We start from the raw sequence: 17468 nt of genomic DNA on the forward strand, positions 1-17468 counted from the left end.
CTACAGTAGTGCTCTATGCGGCATGCTCTTCACAGCCATGGGGTTTTATTTCTCGTCTCGGCTTTGCGGGCAGTAGCCAACGCGCTCTAGTTTTGTAGACGAGAGTGAGCGGGTTATGTGGATCCCGTGGTAATAAGCAGGGGTATAGTTGCAATGCAGGGTCTTGGGAAAGAGGACTAGCCTATGAAGCGGTGCTTGGGCTCTGAGGCCATGAGGTCACGGGCCTCCGTTGGAGGGTCGAGTTACTGAATGTGCTCTGCAGGAGAGATCCTTCGTCAGCACACTGCTGCATTGTCTACTATCTCGTGCACGAGCCCGCCTAGGCCGAGCTGTTACCGTTGACTTCAGGCGGCGGGATCAGGTCTCATGCCCTCGTATAATACGGCGTCATGTTCGCCGTCCAGGATTTCCGGGGGATCTGTCGGCGTGCTTTGGCTCGGGGGACTGCTGCCCGGGTTTCCGGGGTGCTTTTTAACCCTGTGATTCCCCGGGAGGGTTTATACGGGGGCTGTGGGGATGTGATGTATGCTGGTGGAGCTGTATGGGTGGGGATGGGAGGCTGGCTCTTTTATTCGACTATGATGGGACGTTGAGCCCTGTGGATGCACCTAGGGAGAAAGCGTATCCCTCCATGGAGCTGCTTAGGGTTCTTGAAGGGCTTGCTGAGAAGTATATTGTCGGCGTGGTGACGAGTAAGGACTACTGGTTCATGAAGGGTAGGGCTGGGTTCGCCAGTGTGCTCGGCCTGGTCTCCGGCTTGGAGGCGGTCATGGGTTCCTTCGTATTCACGGTGCGCGAGGCGTTTGAGGCTGGTGAAGTGGATCTCAGGGGGCTCTGGGAGAAGGCTTCTGGCACGGGGTCCCTATATGTCGAGGAGAAGAAGTCTATATCGGGGAGCCTGCTGTCCACGTGAATCGCTTCATGTACCCCCAGGGCTCTGGGCAAGGCTTGGATCCCGGGGTCCCGGTTCAACTGCCTGGCCCCGTAACACTTATATAGAGCGATAGTCGTGTAGATGATTGGTGGTGTGCCTTGTCTAAGGCATGGATCCCTGTGCTAGCAGTCCTCATAGTCCTCGCCTTCCTCGCAGCCCCCTCCGCGGCGCAGTCGACGCCGCCGGCTAAGAAAGTGGTGTTGCTGAGTATTGACGCGCTTAGAGCCGACATGGTGTGGCAGCTTCTATCTAATCAAACACCAGGGGCACCGCAGCTACCGGGCTTCAGGTATATTGCTGAACACGGCTACATCGCTAAAGGGATGATAGTCAGCTTCCCGTCGTCAACCGCCGTCAGCCACGCCGTTATATCCACGGGCGCTCCCCCAGCTGTGACGGGTATAACCGGGAACGCGATGCATCTCCCAGGCACCCCGTTGACCTCACTGGTCTCAGGCTTCAACGGCTCCCTCCTCCTGGCTGAACCACTCTGGATGACAGCGGACAGGCAGGGTTTAACAGCCGTGGTAGCGGCTTTCCCGCAGAGCAACCCGTCGGCGTGGGAGGGCAAGATGAGGAGATCCATGGTGTTCAACCCATACGACTCCTCCATGGGCCCGCCCACTTACTCCACGCTCTACACCAGTAACAGGAGCGTGCCAGCCGCCACCTATGTCGACGTATCCCCAGCCTTAAACTGGACGGGCTCCCTGCCCGGGGTCTCAGTGGTTAAAGCATGGGAGGCCTCCTTCAGCTACGGTGATGAAGCATGGTTCCTCTACATCGCCGACACCAACGGCGACGAGAGGCCTGACGTCGTCGCCGTAGTGCCCAGGGTTAAGGATCTCGGGGCAGCCCTCACGGTTCTAAGGGAGGGTGAGTGGAGTAAGCCCCTTAACACCACGCTGACCTATAAGGGTGTATCATACGTGGTGGCACCTCTCTTCAAAGCCGTCAACCTATCCCTCGACAACCTCAGGGTCTACAGGAGTCTAACAAGGCCCTTTGAGTCGGCGGCGAGGTGGTTCAGCGACAGGCAGGTGGCTTGGAGGGTGTGGAACGAGGTGGTGGCCAGGGTTGGCTTCATCACGGACGGCGACTACTATGGATTAGCCAACGGCTGGTTCGACGAGGACACCTACATGGAGACGGTTTACTACGCTAACACGTTCTTCATGGAGTTCACTAGGTGGTTGATCAGGAACACCAACTGGGATCTCCTAATGACGTACACGCCGATAGTCGACAACGTCTACCACGAGTTCCTCGGCATGACTGATCCAAGGATGCCCTACTATGATCCAGTCAAGGCGCCGAAGTACTGGGGCTACATCCTGAGGACTATACAGTGGGCGGACCAGTTCGTCCAGATGATCCTATCCGAGGTAGACCTCACTAACACAGCGGTCGTCGTGGTCTCCGATCACGGCCAGTGGCCTGTGGCCAAGCTGGTCTACGTGAACAACATTCTCGAGCAAGCCGGGCTCCTTAAGAGGAGTGGTAGCACAATACTCTTGAATGAAACCCTGGCGTACTACACGGGGTACAACCAGGTGTTCATCAACCTGAAGGGCAGGGAGGCTGGCGGAATAGTCGACCCAGCAGACTACGACAGGGTTGTAAACAACGTGATGTCGGTCCTCGCGTCGACAAGGGACCCGGATACGGGTGAACCAGTCTTTAGCGTCGTCATGAAGAAGAGTGAGGCAGCATCCCTCGGCCTATGGGGGGACAGGGTTGGAGACATAGTAATCAGCTGTAAGCCGGGCTACGCGCCATGGGGAGGCATCCTGCGAGCCGGCTCCCCGTTCGTCAACGTCACGCCGCTTAAAACCATAACAGCCAACCACCAGGACCTACCCTTATACCCCGAGCTCCACGCAGTGTTCGCAGCGGTTGGCGCCGGCGTCGGCCACGGCGTCCTAGGCCTCGTTTACTCCACGAGCGTCGCGCCAACGGTGGCAGCCTTACTGGGCATAGAGCCCCCGTTGAACTCCACGGGGACCCCGCTCCCAGTCCTGAAGCCGTGGACCACCACGGTGACTGAGACGCAGTCCTTCACGGCGACCACTACTTTCACGCAGACCCAGACGGTTACAGCCACCGTTACAGCAACAACAACGTTCACGAAGCCCGAGGTCGTGACGGCCACTGAGCGCTATGTGGACGCTGCGTCGACAACCATCATAGCGGCGGTAGCCCTAGTGGAGGCAGCAGCCATAGTCCTCCTTGCAAGGAGGGGTAAGTAGAATCTCTCCTCAACCCGTTTTTCCCGGTTCCTCCCGCCTAGAGGCCGCTGCTTAATAAGGGTGTTAGATGGCTCCAGCCCTCCCGGCACCCTGGTGCACGTTGAACACGATTGTTAAATACCTGCCCCGCGATATCTCTCCAACTGTGAAGGCGTGGTGGAGCAGCATGCCTCCGGGGGAGCTCGTGAGAGCCCGTATAAGGGTGAGGGGCCTCGTGCAAGGCGTGTTCTTCAGGGCCACCATGAAGGAGGTTGCAGACCAGCTAGGCGTGTCAGGCTGGGTGAGGAACCTCCCTGATGGAAGCGTTGAAGCCGTTGTAGAGGGGGAGAGGCAGAGGGTGGAGGAGTTGATTAAGTGGGCTCATAGAGGCCCCCCGGCAGCCAGGGTTGAAGCCGTTGAGGTTGAATGGGAGCCCTATAAAGGGGAGTTTAAAGGGTTTAAAATCAAGTACTATTAACGGCCCGGCAGCCTCCTCACGTAATACATGGTCCCCCTGTATTCGACCTCAACGAGTTCCCCGGCCGCAACCAGTTCACCCACCAGCCTCCAGTCGACCCCGTACTCCTCTAGAAGCCTCTCCATGGCGTCCCGCCTAATAGGGTGGACGGAGGCCACGGCAAGGATCGCCGTCCTCGGCTCTCCGAGGGCGGCGAAGCCAGGGGGTTCCAGCGAGGTCAACAACTCCACCCTCTCCTTGCCGAGGACGTGTGAGAACACATGGTAGGCTGCTGCAACCACGGCTTCACCAGGGGGCCCGGCCCACGGCTCTGCCGGAGGCCTAGTTGGGACGGCGATGTATGCTTTTGAAAGATGCTTCAAACCCTTCAGGAACCCGGCTACCTCCTCCAGCCCACCCCCGTATTCAACCTTATCCAGGAGCATGGTCTCCGAGACCAGTACGCCGTTGAATTCACTTGAGAACGCCTCCACTCCCTCCAGGACTCTCTTAAGGGAGAGGGAGCCATGCGGCCTGTTCACCCTTCTCCACAACTCCTCTCTTACCACGAAAGAAAGCCTCGCCTTTCAGGGCGGGGATGCTGAGTTTAAATACGTTGTAGCCGTTGTAGTAGAAGTGGGGGTTTCCCCTATGGGCGGTGAGGGTTTCCTAACCCTGTGCGCTGTCTTCAGGGTTAGCCCTGAGCCCGTGGGGGAGCCCCTTCTCTTAAGCCTACTTAGGAGGTACCGTGATGCACTGAACTACTCGATCAAGAGGATTCACGGATATATGGAGGAGAACGGTTTGAAGAAAACGCCCGGCGACGGCGCGGTACACGGGTTGCTCTACGAAGAGCTGAAGTCGAGGTTCGGCCTGCCCTCTAGAATCGCGGTGGATTGTTACAGGGAGGCGAAGGCCATTCTTAAGAGCTGGCTGGGCAACGGCGGAGACGGCAGGTTGCCGAGGGCTAGGAGGCCGAGGATGTGGTTGGCGGAGAAACAAGGATACAGGGTTAGAGACGGCTATGTTGAAGTCATAGGCGGGTTGAGGCTGAAGATCATCGGCTGGGACAGGCGCTACGACCAGTACCCGAACCGCCAAGCTGTCTTGACGTATAGGAGCGGAAAGTTCCTGCTGCGAGTCGCGAAGAAGGTTCCCAAGCCTCAGCCCATCAGCCCCGTCGACGTCTTGGCGGTGGATGTAAACGAGAAGTATATTGTGGCGGGCAACCACAGGGTCGAATACAGGTTCGAGACCGCAGTCGAGAGGGCGGTGAGGTATAGGGAGCTCGCTGAAAGGTTGCAGAGGAAGTACTCTAATGGGAGCTATCGAGCGTGGCTTAGGCGGAGGGGCATACGGGACAGGGTGAGGCGTTTCCACGAGAAGGCTAGGAGCATTATCGAGGACTGGGCTAGGAAGGTTTCCCGCGAAATAGCCTTGACGGCTAGGCGCGACGGCTACGCTGTTGCGAGAGAGGACTTGACGTACTTGGTAGAGTCTTTAAGAAGGCTGCCGAGACAGCATAGAACGAGGCTGGTTTTGCTGGGCTACCGTAGGTTTGAGTACTGGCTGGACTGGCAGTGCGAGAAACACGGAGTCCCCCACATAGCCGTCAACCCTAAGGATACCTCTTCCACCTGCCCGAGATGCGGTTCTAGGCTCGTCGAGAGCGGGTATAGGAGGATGAAGTGCCCCGACTGCGGTTTTGAAGCCGACAGAGACACGGTTGCAGTGTTAAATATACGTAGAAAAGCCCTAGCCCGGATGGGGGGATCTCTGGCCACCCCGACTGCCCCGCAGATGACAGATGTACCCCCCGAACAGATGCGGGGAACCAGTGAACCCCCTAAGGGGAACCCTCGCCCTTTAGGGCGGGGAGGAGGTCAGTGGGCCACGGTATCGTTAAACGAGGGAGACCATGTAGCAGTATTTCCATTTCCCCTGTACTGAGGCCTAGGTATGCTGTTTCAATAAGGGTGTGTTTTCCCGGCGGTTGCTTGCATGCTAGTTGAGTATGGTGTGTCGAGTGGTTTCCACCGGTGTCGAGGGGGTTTAGGTGTCTGCGTCTTCTAGCCGGCTTGTTTAATCTCCCACTTGGCTTTCGCCTGCTCGAGGACTGGGAGTGTTTTCCTCGCTTCGGCTACGAGTGATGCGTCTACTTCGTGCTCCATGTATGTTTCCCTCCAGCCTAGGTCTAGTTCCCTGAGGCCCCATGGGTTGAAGACGCCGCTTCTCCCTACGAAGGCTTCGCCCACGTGGTCTGCGAGGGCTATGTAGACTGTGTTTTCATGTGCTCTCACGCTTGCCAGCTTGTCGAGGGCTTCCTCCTTGTAGGGGCCTTTCACCCAGCCTGCCTGCACGAGTATTAGGTCGCTGCCTGAGAGAGCGTAGAGCCTGTATAGCTCGGGGAACCTTAGGTCGTAGCATATTGTGAACCCTATTTTAACGCCTTTAACCGAGACCACTCTCCCGGGTCCCTTGCCGGGTTTGAAGAAGCTTGACTCCCTGAAGCCGTAGGCGTCGAATAAGTGTGTTTTACTGTAGACTGGTATGGCTTCGCCTTTATCAGTGATCAACACGCTCGTACTATAGGTGAGGGGCGGTGTATCCGTTTTCTCAATGAAGTGGGCTAGTATGAAGGCGCCGAGCTCTTCTGCAAGCCTCGAGAGCTCTGAGAGATACTTGCTTGTAACAGGGGTTTCAGCATACCCGTAGACCTTCACCGGGTCCCCTATTTTAAACGGGTTCAGCATACTGTACTCTGGTAGGACTATTAGATCCGCCTCCCTGAACCCCTTCCTAACCATGTCAACGGCTTTCCCCGCGTTCTCCAATGGGAGGCCGTCGAAGCCTGCTTGAAGCAGCCCTATGGTGATAGAGGACAATGCTCACCCCTCGTGAAGCATGGATCCATGAAACCTATTTAACCGGTTAGACGGGATATTATCCGGAGGGTGGAGTGCTTGTACATCCTCCCAAGGCTAATCGACGTGAACGCTAAGGCCTCCATCCTCAGGGAGGCTAAGAGGATACTGGTCGCTGGGAGATGCGTGGAGTCAGAGCACAGGGAGATCCTGGAGGAGGTGGCGGGTAAGGGGGGCTACGTGGTTCTCACAGCGTGCCCTGAGGCCGAGCACGTGAACATGCTTGGCTTCAAGCTAGCCGGGATACTTGCGAGAGGCAGCTACGAGGAGGTCGCCGTCCTAACGGTTGACGGGAGCCTCCACTGCACGCAGCTCCACTGGATGCTCGAGGAGGTCTGCAAGATCTCGGGGAAGTGCCCTGCCAGGAGGCATATAGTCATATACAAGGGGAAGCCCCGTGAAATCAGTGTTGAAGCAGTGAAGGCGAGCAGGTTCCTCTACAGGGTTGACAAGCTACTGGGCTCCAGCGGCGGGGCACCAGTGGATTAGGGTGGCAGCGGCTCCCCTATGTCCCCTGGTATCCTGTAGTAGCCCTTATACCTCATCGCTTTCTCCACGAGCTCCCTCCTCTTAAGGGCCTCCAGGAAGGATGCGACAAGCGGCTTCGCCAGCTTCTCCCTTGGCACCAGGAAGTCGTATTCCTCCCATGTTAAAGGAATGAAGTCCAGGTCGAACATTTCGGCAACATACCCTGATGCGATCCCGGCGTCAGCCCTCCCCTGTTTAACGGCTAGGGCTACCGCTGTATGGGTTTTCACCTCGTAGGTGTACCCGTTTACAAGCCTACCCACCTGCTTAAACGGCTTCCCCTCTGCTTCAAGAATCTTCTTCAACAAGTGATCCATGTAGACCCTTACACCAGACCCCTTAACCCTGTTCACGATCCTGACGTCGCCCCTCAGGAAGTCCCCTACACTCCTTATGTTCTTAGGGTTGCCTTTCGCTACAACTATCCCTATGAGCCTGTCGAAGCCCCTCACCAACACCGCTTTATCCACGAGGTTGAAGCGCTTGAGGAAAGGCCTGTTATAGGTCATGGACTCCTCGTCCAGCAGGTGGGTTGGGGCTACATCGGCCTCCCCCCTGGCGGCTGCATGCCAGCCGGCGAGGCTCCCAGTGTTCAACACCCTGCTCGAGTAGGCTAGCCCGGCTTCAACCAGGATATCCATGAGCAATGGATCGTTGCTCCCTATGATGTTGAGCCTGCTCGACGGCTCCACGGGCCTGAACAAGCGGACCCTTACCCTTGACCCGGCTTCCACGGTGTCCGTGTCCTCGGGTAGCTCAACATACCCGTCGCTATATATGAGGGCCGCTATGCTCCCACTGCTCAGCGACACCGGGTAGGCTGAGACCCCTTGACGCCCCTCCACCAGTGAGACCGGCAGCAGCCAGGCCTTGCCCACCTGCTTCCTCAGCTTCACGGGGAGCACTGCTTCAACCTCGAGCTCCATGTCCCTTGCACCCGTCATAAGCGACACTATGGGCTTCACGAGGCCCCTGAGGATCATGTAGCATGAAAGCGGGAAGCCGGGGAGCCCTATGAGGAGCCTGCCCCTGGATACAGCGATAACCGTCGGCTTACCGGGCTTAGCCCTCAGCCCGTGGACCACTATCTCCCCTAGGTCCTCGAAAACCCTGTAGACCAGGTCGCCGACCCCGGCGCTCGTCCCCCCGCTTGTCACAACGAGATCGTACTGGGAGAGGGCATCCTCGAGAGCCTTCTTCAACTCACCGTAGTCGTCGGGGAGCAGCCCCTTGAAGACCGCGTCGACGCCGAGCTCCCTGAGGTATGACGCTGTGAGGCGGCCGTTTACATCGTAAACCCTGCCGAGGGGTAAGGGGGCCCCGGGCTCAACCACCTCGTTCCCCGTTGAGTACACTGCGGCCTTCGGCTTAACGTAGACCCTTACCCTTGAAACCCCGAGTCCTGATAGAACCGCTATGTGCTCATGGCTCAGCCTAGTACCCTTTAAAAGCACGAGGTCCCCTGCCGACACATCGCTCCCTGCTGTCGACACGTTTTCACCGGGGCTCACACTCCTATAGATCCTCACGGTGCCGCCGGAGGCCTCCGCATACTCCTCCATCACCACTGAGTCGCATCCCCCGGGGACCACGGCCCCGGTTGCTACTTCAACAGCTTCACCGGGGCGGCAGGGGGTCGCCGGCGCCTCCCCTACTCCGACTACCCCGGTGATCTTCAACTCCACTGGGGAGAGCTCGTCAGCCCACTCGACATCCATGCTTCTCACAGCGTAGCCGTCTACCTCGCTCCTGTCGAAGGGCGGGTGGTCTATGGGCGCGTAGACGTCTTCAGCGAGCACTCTCCCCAGTGCTTCACTCAACCCTACTTCTTCAACCCCCTTCGGTGAAACAGGGATCCTTGCTTTAACCGCTTCAAGCGCCTCGCTTATTGAGAGAAGCGTGTGGAAGAGCTTCCTCGACAAGCAGCTCATCCCCCGTCACGCTAAATACCTGGCTCCAGGTATTAAGTATTGGCGTGGCTGCACAGTGATACCCCATGGAGACGGCTGCTCTAAGGGGACTAGGACTCCCGGAGGCCTATGTGAGGCTCCTGGAGGAGAGAGGGATCAGGGAGCTGAACCCTGTTCAAAGCGAGGCAGTGGAGAAAGGGTTGCTGGGCGAGGGGAACATGGTGGTTTCAGCCCCCACGGCGTCGGGGAAAACCCTTATAGCTGAACTAGCCCTCGTCGACGCATGGCTTAAAGGGGGTATGGGCGTCTACCTGACCCCCCTCAGGGCTCTTGCAAGCGAGAAGTACTGGGAGTTCAAGACGCTTGAGTCAATCGGCGTCAAAGTGGGGGTTTCAACCGGGGACTATGATCAGCCCGCAGACCACCTCGGCGGCTACGACATCCTTGTCGCAACCTACGAGAGGTTTGACAGCATACTCAGGTTGAAGCCCTGGTGGCTTCCAAGGGTAAGCGTGGTCGTCGTAGACGAGGTCCACATGGTTGGGGACCCTGAGAGAGGCCCCATAATAGAGGTGATCGCCGCCAGGCTCCTTAAACGAGGCGTGAGAGTGATAGGGCTCTCGGCAACAGTGGGGAACCCGGGGGAGCTCGCCGACTGGCTTCACGCGACACTCGTCGCCACAGGGTGGAGGCCTGTTAAACTGGTTGAAGGATACCTGGAGAAGCATGAGTGGAGGATAGTCTTCCCATCCGAGGGGAGGGCTGAGGCAGTCGAGGAGGATACGGGAGACCCCTTCCTGGACATACCCCTCCACAACGCTGTTGAACTCGGCGTGCAAACCCTTGTCTTCACGCATAACAGGAGGAGGGTTGAAGAATACGCTGAGAAAGCTGCTCAACGCCTCCCCATGGCTCCCGTCGGCGACGCACTGGCCAAGCTCCTCAGGGAGCTCGAGGAAGCCCCTACATCGGTTGAAAGAGACGGGTTATCCGAGTTGATGAAGAGAGGGGTGGCATTCCACCATGCAGGGCTCTCGGGTGTCGCTAGAAGCATAGTGGAGAAGGCTTTCAGGGAGAGGCTCATCAGGATCCTGTACGCGACCCCCACGCTTGCAGCAGGCGTCAACCTGCCTGCTAGAAGAGTCCTGGTCTCCGTGAAGAGGTATGACCCCGCCAGGGGGAGGAAGGTGAGTATAAGTGTCTCAGAGTACAAGCAGATGGCTGGGAGGGCTGGGAGACCGAGGTTCGATGAGAAGGGTGAATCCATAATAGTCGACGCCTCAAGCAGCAGGGAGGCATTGAAGTACATAGAGGGCTCCCCGGAGCCCGTTGCAGGGAAGCTCCTCAGCGAGAGAAGCCTGAGGATACACGTGCTCTCACTAGTGGCGTCAGGCGAGGCCTCAAGCACCAGGGAGGCTGTGGAAGCCCTCTCAGCAACCCTCTCCATGAAGCAGTCCGGGGACCCCGGCTTCTATGCCGGCAAGGTTGAGGCAGCCGTCAAGCTCCTCACGGAGCTCGGGATGATCGAGGAGGCCGGGGGCTCCCTGAGGGCTTCAGCCCTTGGAAGGATTACATCCTACACCTACCTAGACCCCTTGACGATAAGCGTGTACAGGGGTTTAAAGCCCCCTAACCCTGGGCTCGACCTCTACCTGCTCCACGTGGTCTCCATGACCCCTGACTTCAAAAGGGGATCCCCCTACATACAGGGAAGGGTGGTAGCCGGCCTCGAGGACGTGGCCCTCGATATGAGCGGGGAGGGGCTTATACCGGGGCCCGGGAGGGCGGGCGTCGACTACGATGACTGGCTTGAAGCATTCGTCCACGCCATGATACTCTACGACTGGATTAATGAGGCATCGGAGGACGAGATAGTTGGGAAATACTCGGTGGGCCCCGGCGACCTTTACAGTATGAGGGATACAGCGGCCTGGATAACCCATGCGCTTGCACGCGTGGAGGGTGTGCTGGGGGACATAGCGTTCTACAGGGCGCTCGACAAGCTCTCCAAGAGGCTTGAGAAAGGGGTGAGGGAGGACGCGCTTGAACTAGCCTCACTGAGGTTGATTGGAAGGGTGAGGGCTAGGATACTCATAGAGCACGGTTTTAAAACACTGAGGGATCTCGCTGAAGCCCCTGTCTCCAGTATAGCATCCCTACCGAGGTTCGGGCAACGCGTAGCGGAGGAGGTTGAGAGGCAGCTGAGGGAGCTGGGGTTGAAGCAGGGTTAGCAGGGTTATTAACCCGTTGACTCCTCCTATCCACAGTGTGAGGGTCATGGGTAGGCTTATACTCGTAGACAACCCTTTAGCCAAGTACTATCTCTCAATACTCAGGAAGCCTGCAACCACGCCGGGCTTGTTCAGGGAGTACATGAGGAAGCTCGGCTTCATCATAGGGTACGAGGTTTCAAGGCACCTTGAGTGGCGCAGGGTCTTCATAGAGTCCGGGATGGGGAGGGCTGAGGGAGTGTACCCGTCGAGACCCCTCTACATAGTGGGGGTTCTAGGGGCGTCTATACCGCTTGTCCACGGGATATGGGATGCAATGCCATGGGCTGGCTTAGGCCTTGTTGCAGCCAGGAGGATTGTGGGCGAGGGCAGGGTGGAGGCCGAGTTATACTATGAGAGGATGCCTTCAGACCTCTCAGCGTACACTACCCTCGTCGTCGACCCCACGCTGGCGAGCGGGAGGACGATGACCAGGGTTGTAGAGGAGGTTGAGGCAAGGGGGTGTAGGAGCATAATAGCAGCTACAGTCGTAGCGTCAAGGTACGGGGTGGAGGTCTTCCACAGCAGGTTCAGCAGTATACCCCTTATAGCGGTTGAAGTAGACCCCGTTGTGGACAAGGGCTTCTTCATAGTGCCCGGGATAGGGGATGCAGGCGACAGGAGCCTCAGCGCCGACATGGTGTTTGAGCCGGCGCTGGGCTTAGGCTTCGAGAAGCCTGGAGACAACGGTGTCTAGTAGGGCTGGGTCAACGCACGCCTCCTTTCTTGACCGCAGGCAGTCCTCCAGCCCCGGTGTGAACGGTATGTAGCCTAGGTAGTCTGCGCCCTGGAGGAGTGGTTCACCCTGGAGCACCCCGCTACCCATGTTCTCCACGAGGCCTATCCACCCGTATCCAGCCTCCCTTAGGAGCTGGATGAGTCTTGCAACGCTTCTCACTGAGAGCACGCTGGGGGTTGCCACGACAAGGGGTCTAACAATGTTTTTCAACGAGTAGAGTAGGTCGAGGTGCTCGTCGCCCACGCCCGGCGGCGTGTCTATGAGGAGGATGTCTAGGGGACCCCATTTAACGATGGCGAGCAGCTCCCTTAGGGCTTCACCAGCCTCCCTCCCCCTTAACGGCAGCGGCTTCTCACCCGTGTAGGCGGCCATGGTGACGTATCTTAAGCCGTTGATCCTATAGGGCTCTATCCCTTTCTCCTCACGGTACTTGACGGCTGAGGGGTCTATGCCGAGGAGTATGTGTGTCGATGGATTAGTTAGATCAGCATCCATTAACCCTGCTTTAAGCCTCCTCGACGCGTGGAGGGCTAGGAGGACTGCTACAGTGGTCTTCCCCACACCCCCCTTAGTGCTCAGCACCACGTATACTCTCCCAGCCTGCGAGAGGTTCCTCAACGCGTTGTGGAGCCTTGGGTCCCCGGTCAACCAGGCACCGCCTCCACCAGGGATACTCCTCTACCCTTCACAACCGTGAAATCCCTGCTCCCACACCTAGGGCACCTGGTGAACGCGTGTATGGCTTCGGGGACGAAGTGGACTGCCTCACGCTCCTCATCGCTCAGGGCTGAGGCAGGCATGCTCCAGGTGTAGCCGCATGTATTGCATTTTAAGACTGGTTCTTCATCCTCCACGGCGACCTCCCCTATCTCCACGCCCTGCATCGACGCCACCTCCCTCAGGCTGAACAATAGGACCTCCTTGTCAACCCCTTGCAGGAGGCCGAGTCTCAGCCTGAGAACCCTGATCCTTCTAAGCCCCTGGTCGACCAGGTAGTTCACTATGGACTCCGCTAGAGCCCACTCGTGAACCATGCTTGCACCCAGCTATATTTATTTAGCGGCACCGTAATAAAGACGCTGAGGGTGCAGGGATATGAGTAGCAGTAGGATACCCGGCTTCTACAAGCTTCCTATTCATGAAAGAAGGAGGATTGTCGGGGAGTGGGCTGGGTTAACAGGCGAGGAGCTTGAGACGCTTGGAAACCTAGGCAACCTCCCTGAGAAGATAGCTGACAGCATGATAGAGAACGTTGTCGGCGGCATGACATACCCGTTCGCCGTGGCAACAAACTTCCTGATAAATGGTCGTGAACGCTTAATCCCCATGGTCATCGAGGAAACCAGCGTCGTGGCGGCTGCCAGCAATGCTGCGAGAATGCTGAGGCACGGGGAGGGGATAGGTGCTAACGCTGAGAGGCAGGAGATGATCAGCCAGATACACCTGGTTAAAGTCGACTCACCCTGGTTCAAGGCCATGAGGGTGATTGAGAGGAAGAAGGAGATACTCGAGCACGCTGCACAGCAGGATCCAACGCTCCTAAAGTACGGGGGAGGCCCCAGGGACCTGGAGGTAAGGGTCCTCGAGCACCCTGCCCTAGGCGGCGTCATAGTCGTCCACCTGGTTGTAGACGTGAGGGATGCAATGGGGGCTAACACCGTGAACACCATGGCTGAAGCAGTGGCACCGATCCTCGAGAAGATCACCGGGGGAGAGGCAAGGCTGAGAATAGTTTCAAACCACGCGGTCTACAGGGTTGCAAGGGCATGGGCTGCCACACCGGTTGACGAGGTAGGAGGTATGGATGTCGCAAGAAAGATAATGGAGGCATCGATCCTCGCTGAAATAGACCCCTACAGGGCTGTCACACACAACAAGGGGATAATGAACGGTGTGATAGCAGTGGCTCTTGCAACAGGCCAGGACCACAGGGCTATAGAGGCGGGTGCACACGCGTACGCGGCGCGGACAGGAGTATACAGGCCTCTGAGCCGATGGGAGGTGACGCAGGACGGGCTGCTAGCCGGGAGCCTGGAGATACCGCTCCAGGTAGGCGTCGTCGGGGGAGCGGTTAAAGTCCACCCTGTAGCCAGGATAGCCTTGAAGATACTGGGTGTCTCAACAGCCAGAGAGCTCGCTGAAGTAATGGCGGCCGTAGGGCTCGCCCAGAACCTAGCCGCGCTGAGAGCCCTTGTCACCGAGGGTATTCAGAAAGGCCACATGAGGCTGCACGCCAGGAACCTGGCCATAATGGCGGGCGCTACAGGCGACCTCATAGACAGGGTTGCGGAGAAAATGGTCAAGGATGGAAGGATCAGGTATGACTACGCCAAAGAACTCGTTGAAAAAGCCGCTAGAGGCGAGCCACTAGACTAGGATGAACCCCGCATTCCCCAAACGGCTACAACCGGAAGCCTCGCCTTTCAAGGCGGGGATATTAAGTTTAAAAATGTTGTAGTATAATAGAAGCGGGTGCTTCCCCTATGGGCGGTGAGGGTTTCCTAACCCTGTGCGCTGTCTTCAGGGTTAGCCCCGAGCCCGTGGAGACGCCACGACCCCTAGCCCAGATGGGGGTCTCTGACCACCCCGACTGCCCCGCAGATGACGGATGTAGCCCCGAACAGATGCGGGGAACCAGTGAACCCCCTAAAGGAAAACCCCCTTTAGGGCGGGGAGGAGGTCAGATGCTATCAGTACGGGGATCTACTCCTTATATCTGCGAGCCCGCCCGTTCCGCCCTGCAGAGCTACAGGTGGATAATCGGTGACGCCCGCTACCTCGCGTTCCTCGAGTGCATTGCCCACTGCTTCGCTCCGCCGTGGGTCTCTTCCTGCCCCGGAGGTAGTTAGTGCTCCAGCCCGTACTCCAAGTGCTCAAACACCTTTGCGGAGGCTATCACTATTAATGCCGAGGCGAAGAGCGCGGCCGTGCAGGCAGTAGGCAGCGAGACATCGACATGCCCTTCATACCGAACCATGGTCAGGGGTGACGTGAAGTAAAAGAACAGTGCTAGGGGTGCGTCGATTGTTCCTCGAGCACTCACCTCATTGGTGAGTACTATGGGTGCCGCTATGGGCACGAGCATGAAGACCGCCACGAAGTACAGCAGGGCGGCCCTCTGGTCTCTCAGTAGTAGTGCCGGGGCGAAAAGGGAGATGTATGTTAAAAGCCTGAGAAGCAAGTAGCCGACTAAGTAGTCGCCCCCTGAGGCGTAGGCGACCAGCAGCAACACAGCTGCTAAAGGCGCCAGGGATAGTGTAAAGGAAGCCAGCTTGGCAGCGAACAGGCTCCTCCAGTCTTTGAACATGTTGACCTCGAAGACCACCACCAAGGGGCTTCCGATCATGTGAAGCCCGGCAGCCAGAACGTACACTGGGAGCAAGAGGTACTCCAGAAGGGGCACCATGGATCTTTCCATGTCACCCTCATAAGTGCTCAGGATTGAGTGGAGACTGAGGGCTATCACAGCGATCAATGCTAGGGAGAGCGGGTGGAAGAGCCCGCTTTTCAGGTACCACTTAACTATGTATTTAACCTTCTTCACGTTTCCTCCCAGCATATACATACCTCACACCTGCCCTCCTGAACCCGGAGATCACGCCTCTTTTCACGAGCCCCGCCAGATCCTCCTCCTTGCATCCCGTCACAATGACCGTCAAGCCCAGGTCGGCTACAACCCTGCATTCCTCTTCTTCGAGGAGACCCAGCGATCGCTGCTTGTCTCCGAGAGGGTACGCTTCGAAGACGTCGCGAGCCACCAGCTGATCCCTGGTGCCGGCCCACACCACCCTGCCATTGTTCAATATCACTATGTAGTCGGCGAGCGCTTCCGCCTCCTCGGGAGTGTGAGTGGTGAAGATTATGTCCGACCTCCTGCTGATGAGATTCGCCAGCACTCCCGCCCTGCGGATATCTAGGTGTGCGAAGGGCTCGTCGATTATGACTACTCCATCCCAGCAGGCCAGAGAGGCCCATATACCCACCAGCTGCGCCTGCCCCGAGGACAGGCCAGCTAATTTCACATCGTAAAACTCCGTGAGCCCCAGTAAGCGAGCCAGGCTCTCGGCCTCGTCGCCGCAGCCCCTATCCTCGCTCAGTATCTTGACGATGTCTCTAATCCTTATGCCCAGGTTGAAACGCGGCTTCTCGAACATGAAGGATATAGCTCTCACGGCTCTTTCGCGCTCGACATAGGGCTCGATACCGTTTACGAGCGCCCTGCCCGTGGTCGGGTACCTAAGCCCCGCCAGTATTGTGAGCAAAGTGGTCTTGCCGCTGCCGTTGGGCCCGAGGACAGCGATCCTAGCCCCCTCGTAAGCAAAGGAGACCTCGGAAAGGGCCCATGTCTTGCCGAACCGCTTGCTCAGCTTCTCGACTCTAAGCATCATGCTTTCCTCAACCTCAGTATAAGCAGTGCAAGGCCGGCGGCCACGAATACATACGACACGGGGAACAGTGCGACATTGAAATTGTCCCAGAAGGCCTCAGCCCACGCCTGATCGCTGGGGATGTGGCTCACGTAGTCTAAGAAGAGTTCCTCCCGAGGAGGGATTGGGATCCCGCCTTTCTTCTCCTCGACGTCTTTAAAATACTGCTCTAGGGTGCTCTTCAGTGCGGGGCACGCTGAGCCGAAGTCGTTTAAGAAGGTCTGCGGGATAGCCGGGTGAACCAGTATCATGTCGGTGGCGAGGTAGCGGTCGCCCATGCGAACGAATATGGGGAGACCTATCCGGTCGGCGAGGCTCTCGTTCGTCGAGAGGTCAACGACCTCGGCCTCATAAGTCCTGGCAAAGCCCAGGTAAGCCTCCGGGGTGGCTAGGCTGAAGAAGCCCCGCCCCTTGAAGCCTGCTCTCTTAAAGTCCCTGTAGGCAACGCCTCCATAAATGGCGACGGTGGCCTCTCCTGCCTTGGGTGTGGCCAGCCTCGCAAAGGAGCTGTTCTGGTAGCTCAGGGGCACGCGAGCGTTGCACAGAACCGTTACATTCTCCGCGGTAAACGAAAACCCGCCTTCTCTGAGGGGTCTGATGCCCACGTGCATCCAACCCTCGAGCTCGTACAGCGTGAGGTTGACCTCGTACGCGTCCGAGCCCAGGTAAGCGACGTCGGCCTCGACTATGTGAAGCGAGGAATGGTTCACGAACCCCGGATCCGTCACGATCCCGTAATATGTGAACCTCGTGCCCGGCTCTAAGTCGTGAGGGCTTGCAACATAGGTGGGGAAGAACCCGAGCAACGGGTAAGAAGACAGGATAAGCGGTATCGCCATGAAGAGGGCTGAGAAAAGGACATATACTCCTGAGCCCGCCCTCATGATTCTACACCACTCACTTCAATATGAAGCTAAGAGCTGTTGGAATCAACTGTAGCACTATATTGCCGAACATGCCTTCCCCGTCTACGTATACCCAGCAGAGTTTAAAAACTTATCCAGAGACGGCTTGTGAGCCGGATCTCTCCCCCGCTAGGCCCTGGATTGGG

At 57.8% G+C, this 17468-nt stretch carries 16 protein-coding genes; 8 read left to right on the top strand and 8 right to left on the bottom strand.

Going from position 1 to position 17468, the window contains the following annotated elements:
- Positions 1–541: 541 nt before the first annotated feature.
- The 3 genes from DESMU_RS02315 to DESMU_RS02325 all read left to right on the top strand — a co-directional run bounded on the left by DESMU_RS02315 (position 542) and on the right by DESMU_RS02325 (position 3640).
- Positions 542–913 carry a trehalose-phosphatase gene (locus tag DESMU_RS02315; protein WP_052296427.1) on the top strand — a complete coding sequence of 124 codons (372 nt, stop codon included), beginning with the start codon at positions 542–544 and terminating at the stop codon, positions 911–913.
- A gap of 119 nt (positions 914–1032) precedes the next feature.
- Positions 1033–3183 carry an alkaline phosphatase family protein gene (locus DESMU_RS02320; protein ID WP_013561986.1) on the top strand — a complete coding sequence of 717 codons (2151 nt, stop codon included), beginning with the start codon at positions 1033–1035 and terminating at the stop codon, positions 3181–3183.
- A gap of 166 nt (positions 3184–3349) precedes the next feature.
- Complete coding sequence (locus DESMU_RS02325) at positions 3350–3640, top strand: acylphosphatase (RefSeq protein ID WP_013561987.1); 291 nt, start codon at positions 3350–3352, stop codon at positions 3638–3640.
- Here DESMU_RS02325 and DESMU_RS02330 read toward each other — a convergent pair.
- Positions 3637–4161, bottom strand: a complete 525-nt coding sequence (locus DESMU_RS02330; RefSeq protein ID WP_148222797.1) for a radical SAM protein — start codon at positions 4159–4161, stop codon at positions 3637–3639. The genes DESMU_RS02325 and DESMU_RS02330 overlap by 4 nt on opposite strands.
- A gap of 109 nt (positions 4162–4270) precedes the next feature.
- Here DESMU_RS02330 and DESMU_RS02335 point away from each other — a divergent pair, with 109 nt between their 5' ends.
- A complete protein-coding gene (locus DESMU_RS02335) occupies positions 4271–5569 on the top strand; it encodes an RNA-guided endonuclease TnpB family protein (RefSeq protein WP_013561988.1) in 1299 nt (432 codons plus the stop codon).
- Between the two features lie 119 nt (positions 5570–5688).
- Here DESMU_RS02335 and DESMU_RS02340 read toward each other — a convergent pair whose 3' ends face one another.
- Complete coding sequence (locus DESMU_RS02340) at positions 5689–6504, bottom strand: carbon-nitrogen hydrolase family protein (protein ID WP_013561989.1); 816 nt, start codon at positions 6502–6504, stop codon at positions 5689–5691.
- A gap of 69 nt (positions 6505–6573) precedes the next feature.
- Between DESMU_RS02340 and DESMU_RS02345 the strand changes: the two genes are divergently transcribed.
- Positions 6574–7032, top strand: a complete 459-nt coding sequence (locus tag DESMU_RS02345) for a 4Fe-4S ferredoxin (protein WP_425358432.1) — start codon at positions 6574–6576, stop codon at positions 7030–7032.
- Here the strand turns inward: DESMU_RS02345 and DESMU_RS02350 are convergent.
- A complete protein-coding gene (locus DESMU_RS02350) occupies positions 7029–8993 on the bottom strand; it encodes a molybdopterin biosynthesis protein (protein WP_013561991.1) in 1965 nt (654 codons plus the stop codon). The genes DESMU_RS02345 and DESMU_RS02350 overlap by 4 nt on opposite strands.
- Positions 8994–9067: 74 nt before the next feature.
- On the opposite strand from DESMU_RS02350, the gene DESMU_RS02355 reads away from it, so the two are divergent.
- Both DESMU_RS02355 and upp read left to right on the top strand, forming a co-directional pair.
- Entirely contained in the window at positions 9068–11212 is a 2145-nt protein-coding gene (locus DESMU_RS02355; protein ID WP_013561992.1) for a DEAD/DEAH box helicase, read from the top strand.
- A gap of 46 nt (positions 11213–11258) precedes the next feature.
- The gene (gene upp / locus DESMU_RS02360) at positions 11259–11948 is read left to right on the top strand and encodes a uracil phosphoribosyltransferase (protein ID WP_048813435.1); all 690 of its coding nucleotides are present in this window, start codon (positions 11259–11261) and stop codon (positions 11946–11948) included.
- On the opposite strand, the gene DESMU_RS02365 is transcribed toward upp, so the two are convergent.
- Together DESMU_RS02365 and hypA are read right to left on the bottom strand one after the other, a co-directional pair.
- Positions 11913–12638, bottom strand: a complete 726-nt coding sequence (locus DESMU_RS02365) for a P-loop NTPase (protein ID WP_013561994.1) — start codon at positions 12636–12638, stop codon at positions 11913–11915. The two genes, upp and DESMU_RS02365, sit on opposite strands and share 36 nt — an antisense overlap.
- Positions 12635–13024: a hydrogenase nickel incorporation protein HypA gene (gene hypA / locus DESMU_RS02370; protein WP_013561995.1), complete on the bottom strand. Its 390-nt coding sequence runs from the start codon at positions 13022–13024 to the stop codon at positions 12635–12637. The genes DESMU_RS02365 and hypA overlap by 4 nt, the downstream gene beginning before the upstream one ends.
- 61 nt (positions 13025–13085) lie before the next feature.
- Here hypA and DESMU_RS02375 point away from each other — a divergent pair, with 61 nt between their 5' ends.
- Positions 13086–14366, top strand: coding sequence for a hydroxymethylglutaryl-CoA reductase, degradative (locus DESMU_RS02375; RefSeq protein ID WP_013561996.1), 1281 nt, complete (start codon positions 13086–13088; stop codon positions 14364–14366).
- A 469-nt stretch (positions 14367–14835) separates the two neighbouring features.
- Here the strand turns inward: DESMU_RS02375 and DESMU_RS02380 are convergent, their stop codons facing one another.
- From DESMU_RS02380 to DESMU_RS02390, 3 genes are read right to left on the bottom strand one after another with little or no spacing between them, the layout of a single operon-like run.
- The gene (locus DESMU_RS02380) at positions 14836–15555 is read right to left on the bottom strand and encodes a hypothetical protein (RefSeq protein ID WP_013561998.1); all 720 of its coding nucleotides are present in this window, start codon (positions 15553–15555) and stop codon (positions 14836–14838) included.
- On the bottom strand, positions 15521–16378 hold the full coding sequence (locus DESMU_RS02385) for an ATP-binding cassette domain-containing protein (protein WP_013561999.1): 858 nt from the start codon (positions 16376–16378) through the stop codon (positions 15521–15523). The genes DESMU_RS02380 and DESMU_RS02385 overlap by 35 nt, the downstream gene beginning before the upstream one ends.
- A complete protein-coding gene (locus DESMU_RS02390) occupies positions 16375–17301 on the bottom strand; it encodes a hypothetical protein (protein WP_013562000.1) in 927 nt (308 codons plus the stop codon). Before DESMU_RS02390 ends, DESMU_RS02385 begins: the two co-directional genes overlap by 4 nt.
- Between the last annotated feature and the right edge of the window lie 167 nt (positions 17302–17468).

Origin of the sequence: Desulfurococcus mucosus DSM 2162, assembly GCF_000186365.1 — an archaeon.
GTDB classification, from domain to species: domain Archaea; phylum Thermoproteota; class Thermoprotei_A; order Sulfolobales; family Desulfurococcaceae; genus Desulfurococcus; species Desulfurococcus mucosus.

Bases quoted from the DNA above. Each gene is read 5' to 3' on its own strand.
- DESMU_RS02315 (WP_052296427.1), top strand. From the start codon at position 542: ATGGGTGGGGATGGGAGGCTGGCTCTTTTATTCGACTATGATGGGACG.
- DESMU_RS02325 (WP_013561987.1), top strand. From the start codon at position 3,350: ATGCCTCCGGGGGAGCTCGTGAGAGCCCGTATAAGGGTGAGGGGCCTC.
- DESMU_RS02335 (WP_013561988.1), top strand. From the start codon at position 4,271: ATGGGCGGTGAGGGTTTCCTAACCCTGTGCGCTGTCTTCAGGGTTAGC.
- DESMU_RS02355 (WP_013561992.1), top strand. From the start codon at position 9,068: ATGGAGACGGCTGCTCTAAGGGGACTAGGACTCCCGGAGGCCTATGTG.
- upp (WP_048813435.1), top strand. From the start codon at position 11,259: ATGGGTAGGCTTATACTCGTAGACAACCCTTTAGCCAAGTACTATCTC.
- hypA (WP_013561995.1), bottom strand. From the start codon at position 13,024: ATGGTTCACGAGTGGGCTCTAGCGGAGTCCATAGTGAACTACCTGGTC.
- DESMU_RS02375 (WP_013561996.1), top strand. From the start codon at position 13,086: ATGAGTAGCAGTAGGATACCCGGCTTCTACAAGCTTCCTATTCATGAA.
- DESMU_RS02380 (WP_013561998.1), bottom strand. From the start codon at position 15,555: ATGTATATGCTGGGAGGAAACGTGAAGAAGGTTAAATACATAGTTAAG.
- DESMU_RS02385 (WP_013561999.1), bottom strand. From the start codon at position 16,378: ATGATGCTTAGAGTCGAGAAGCTGAGCAAGCGGTTCGGCAAGACATGG.
- DESMU_RS02390 (WP_013562000.1), bottom strand. From the start codon at position 17,301: ATGAGGGCGGGCTCAGGAGTATATGTCCTTTTCTCAGCCCTCTTCATG.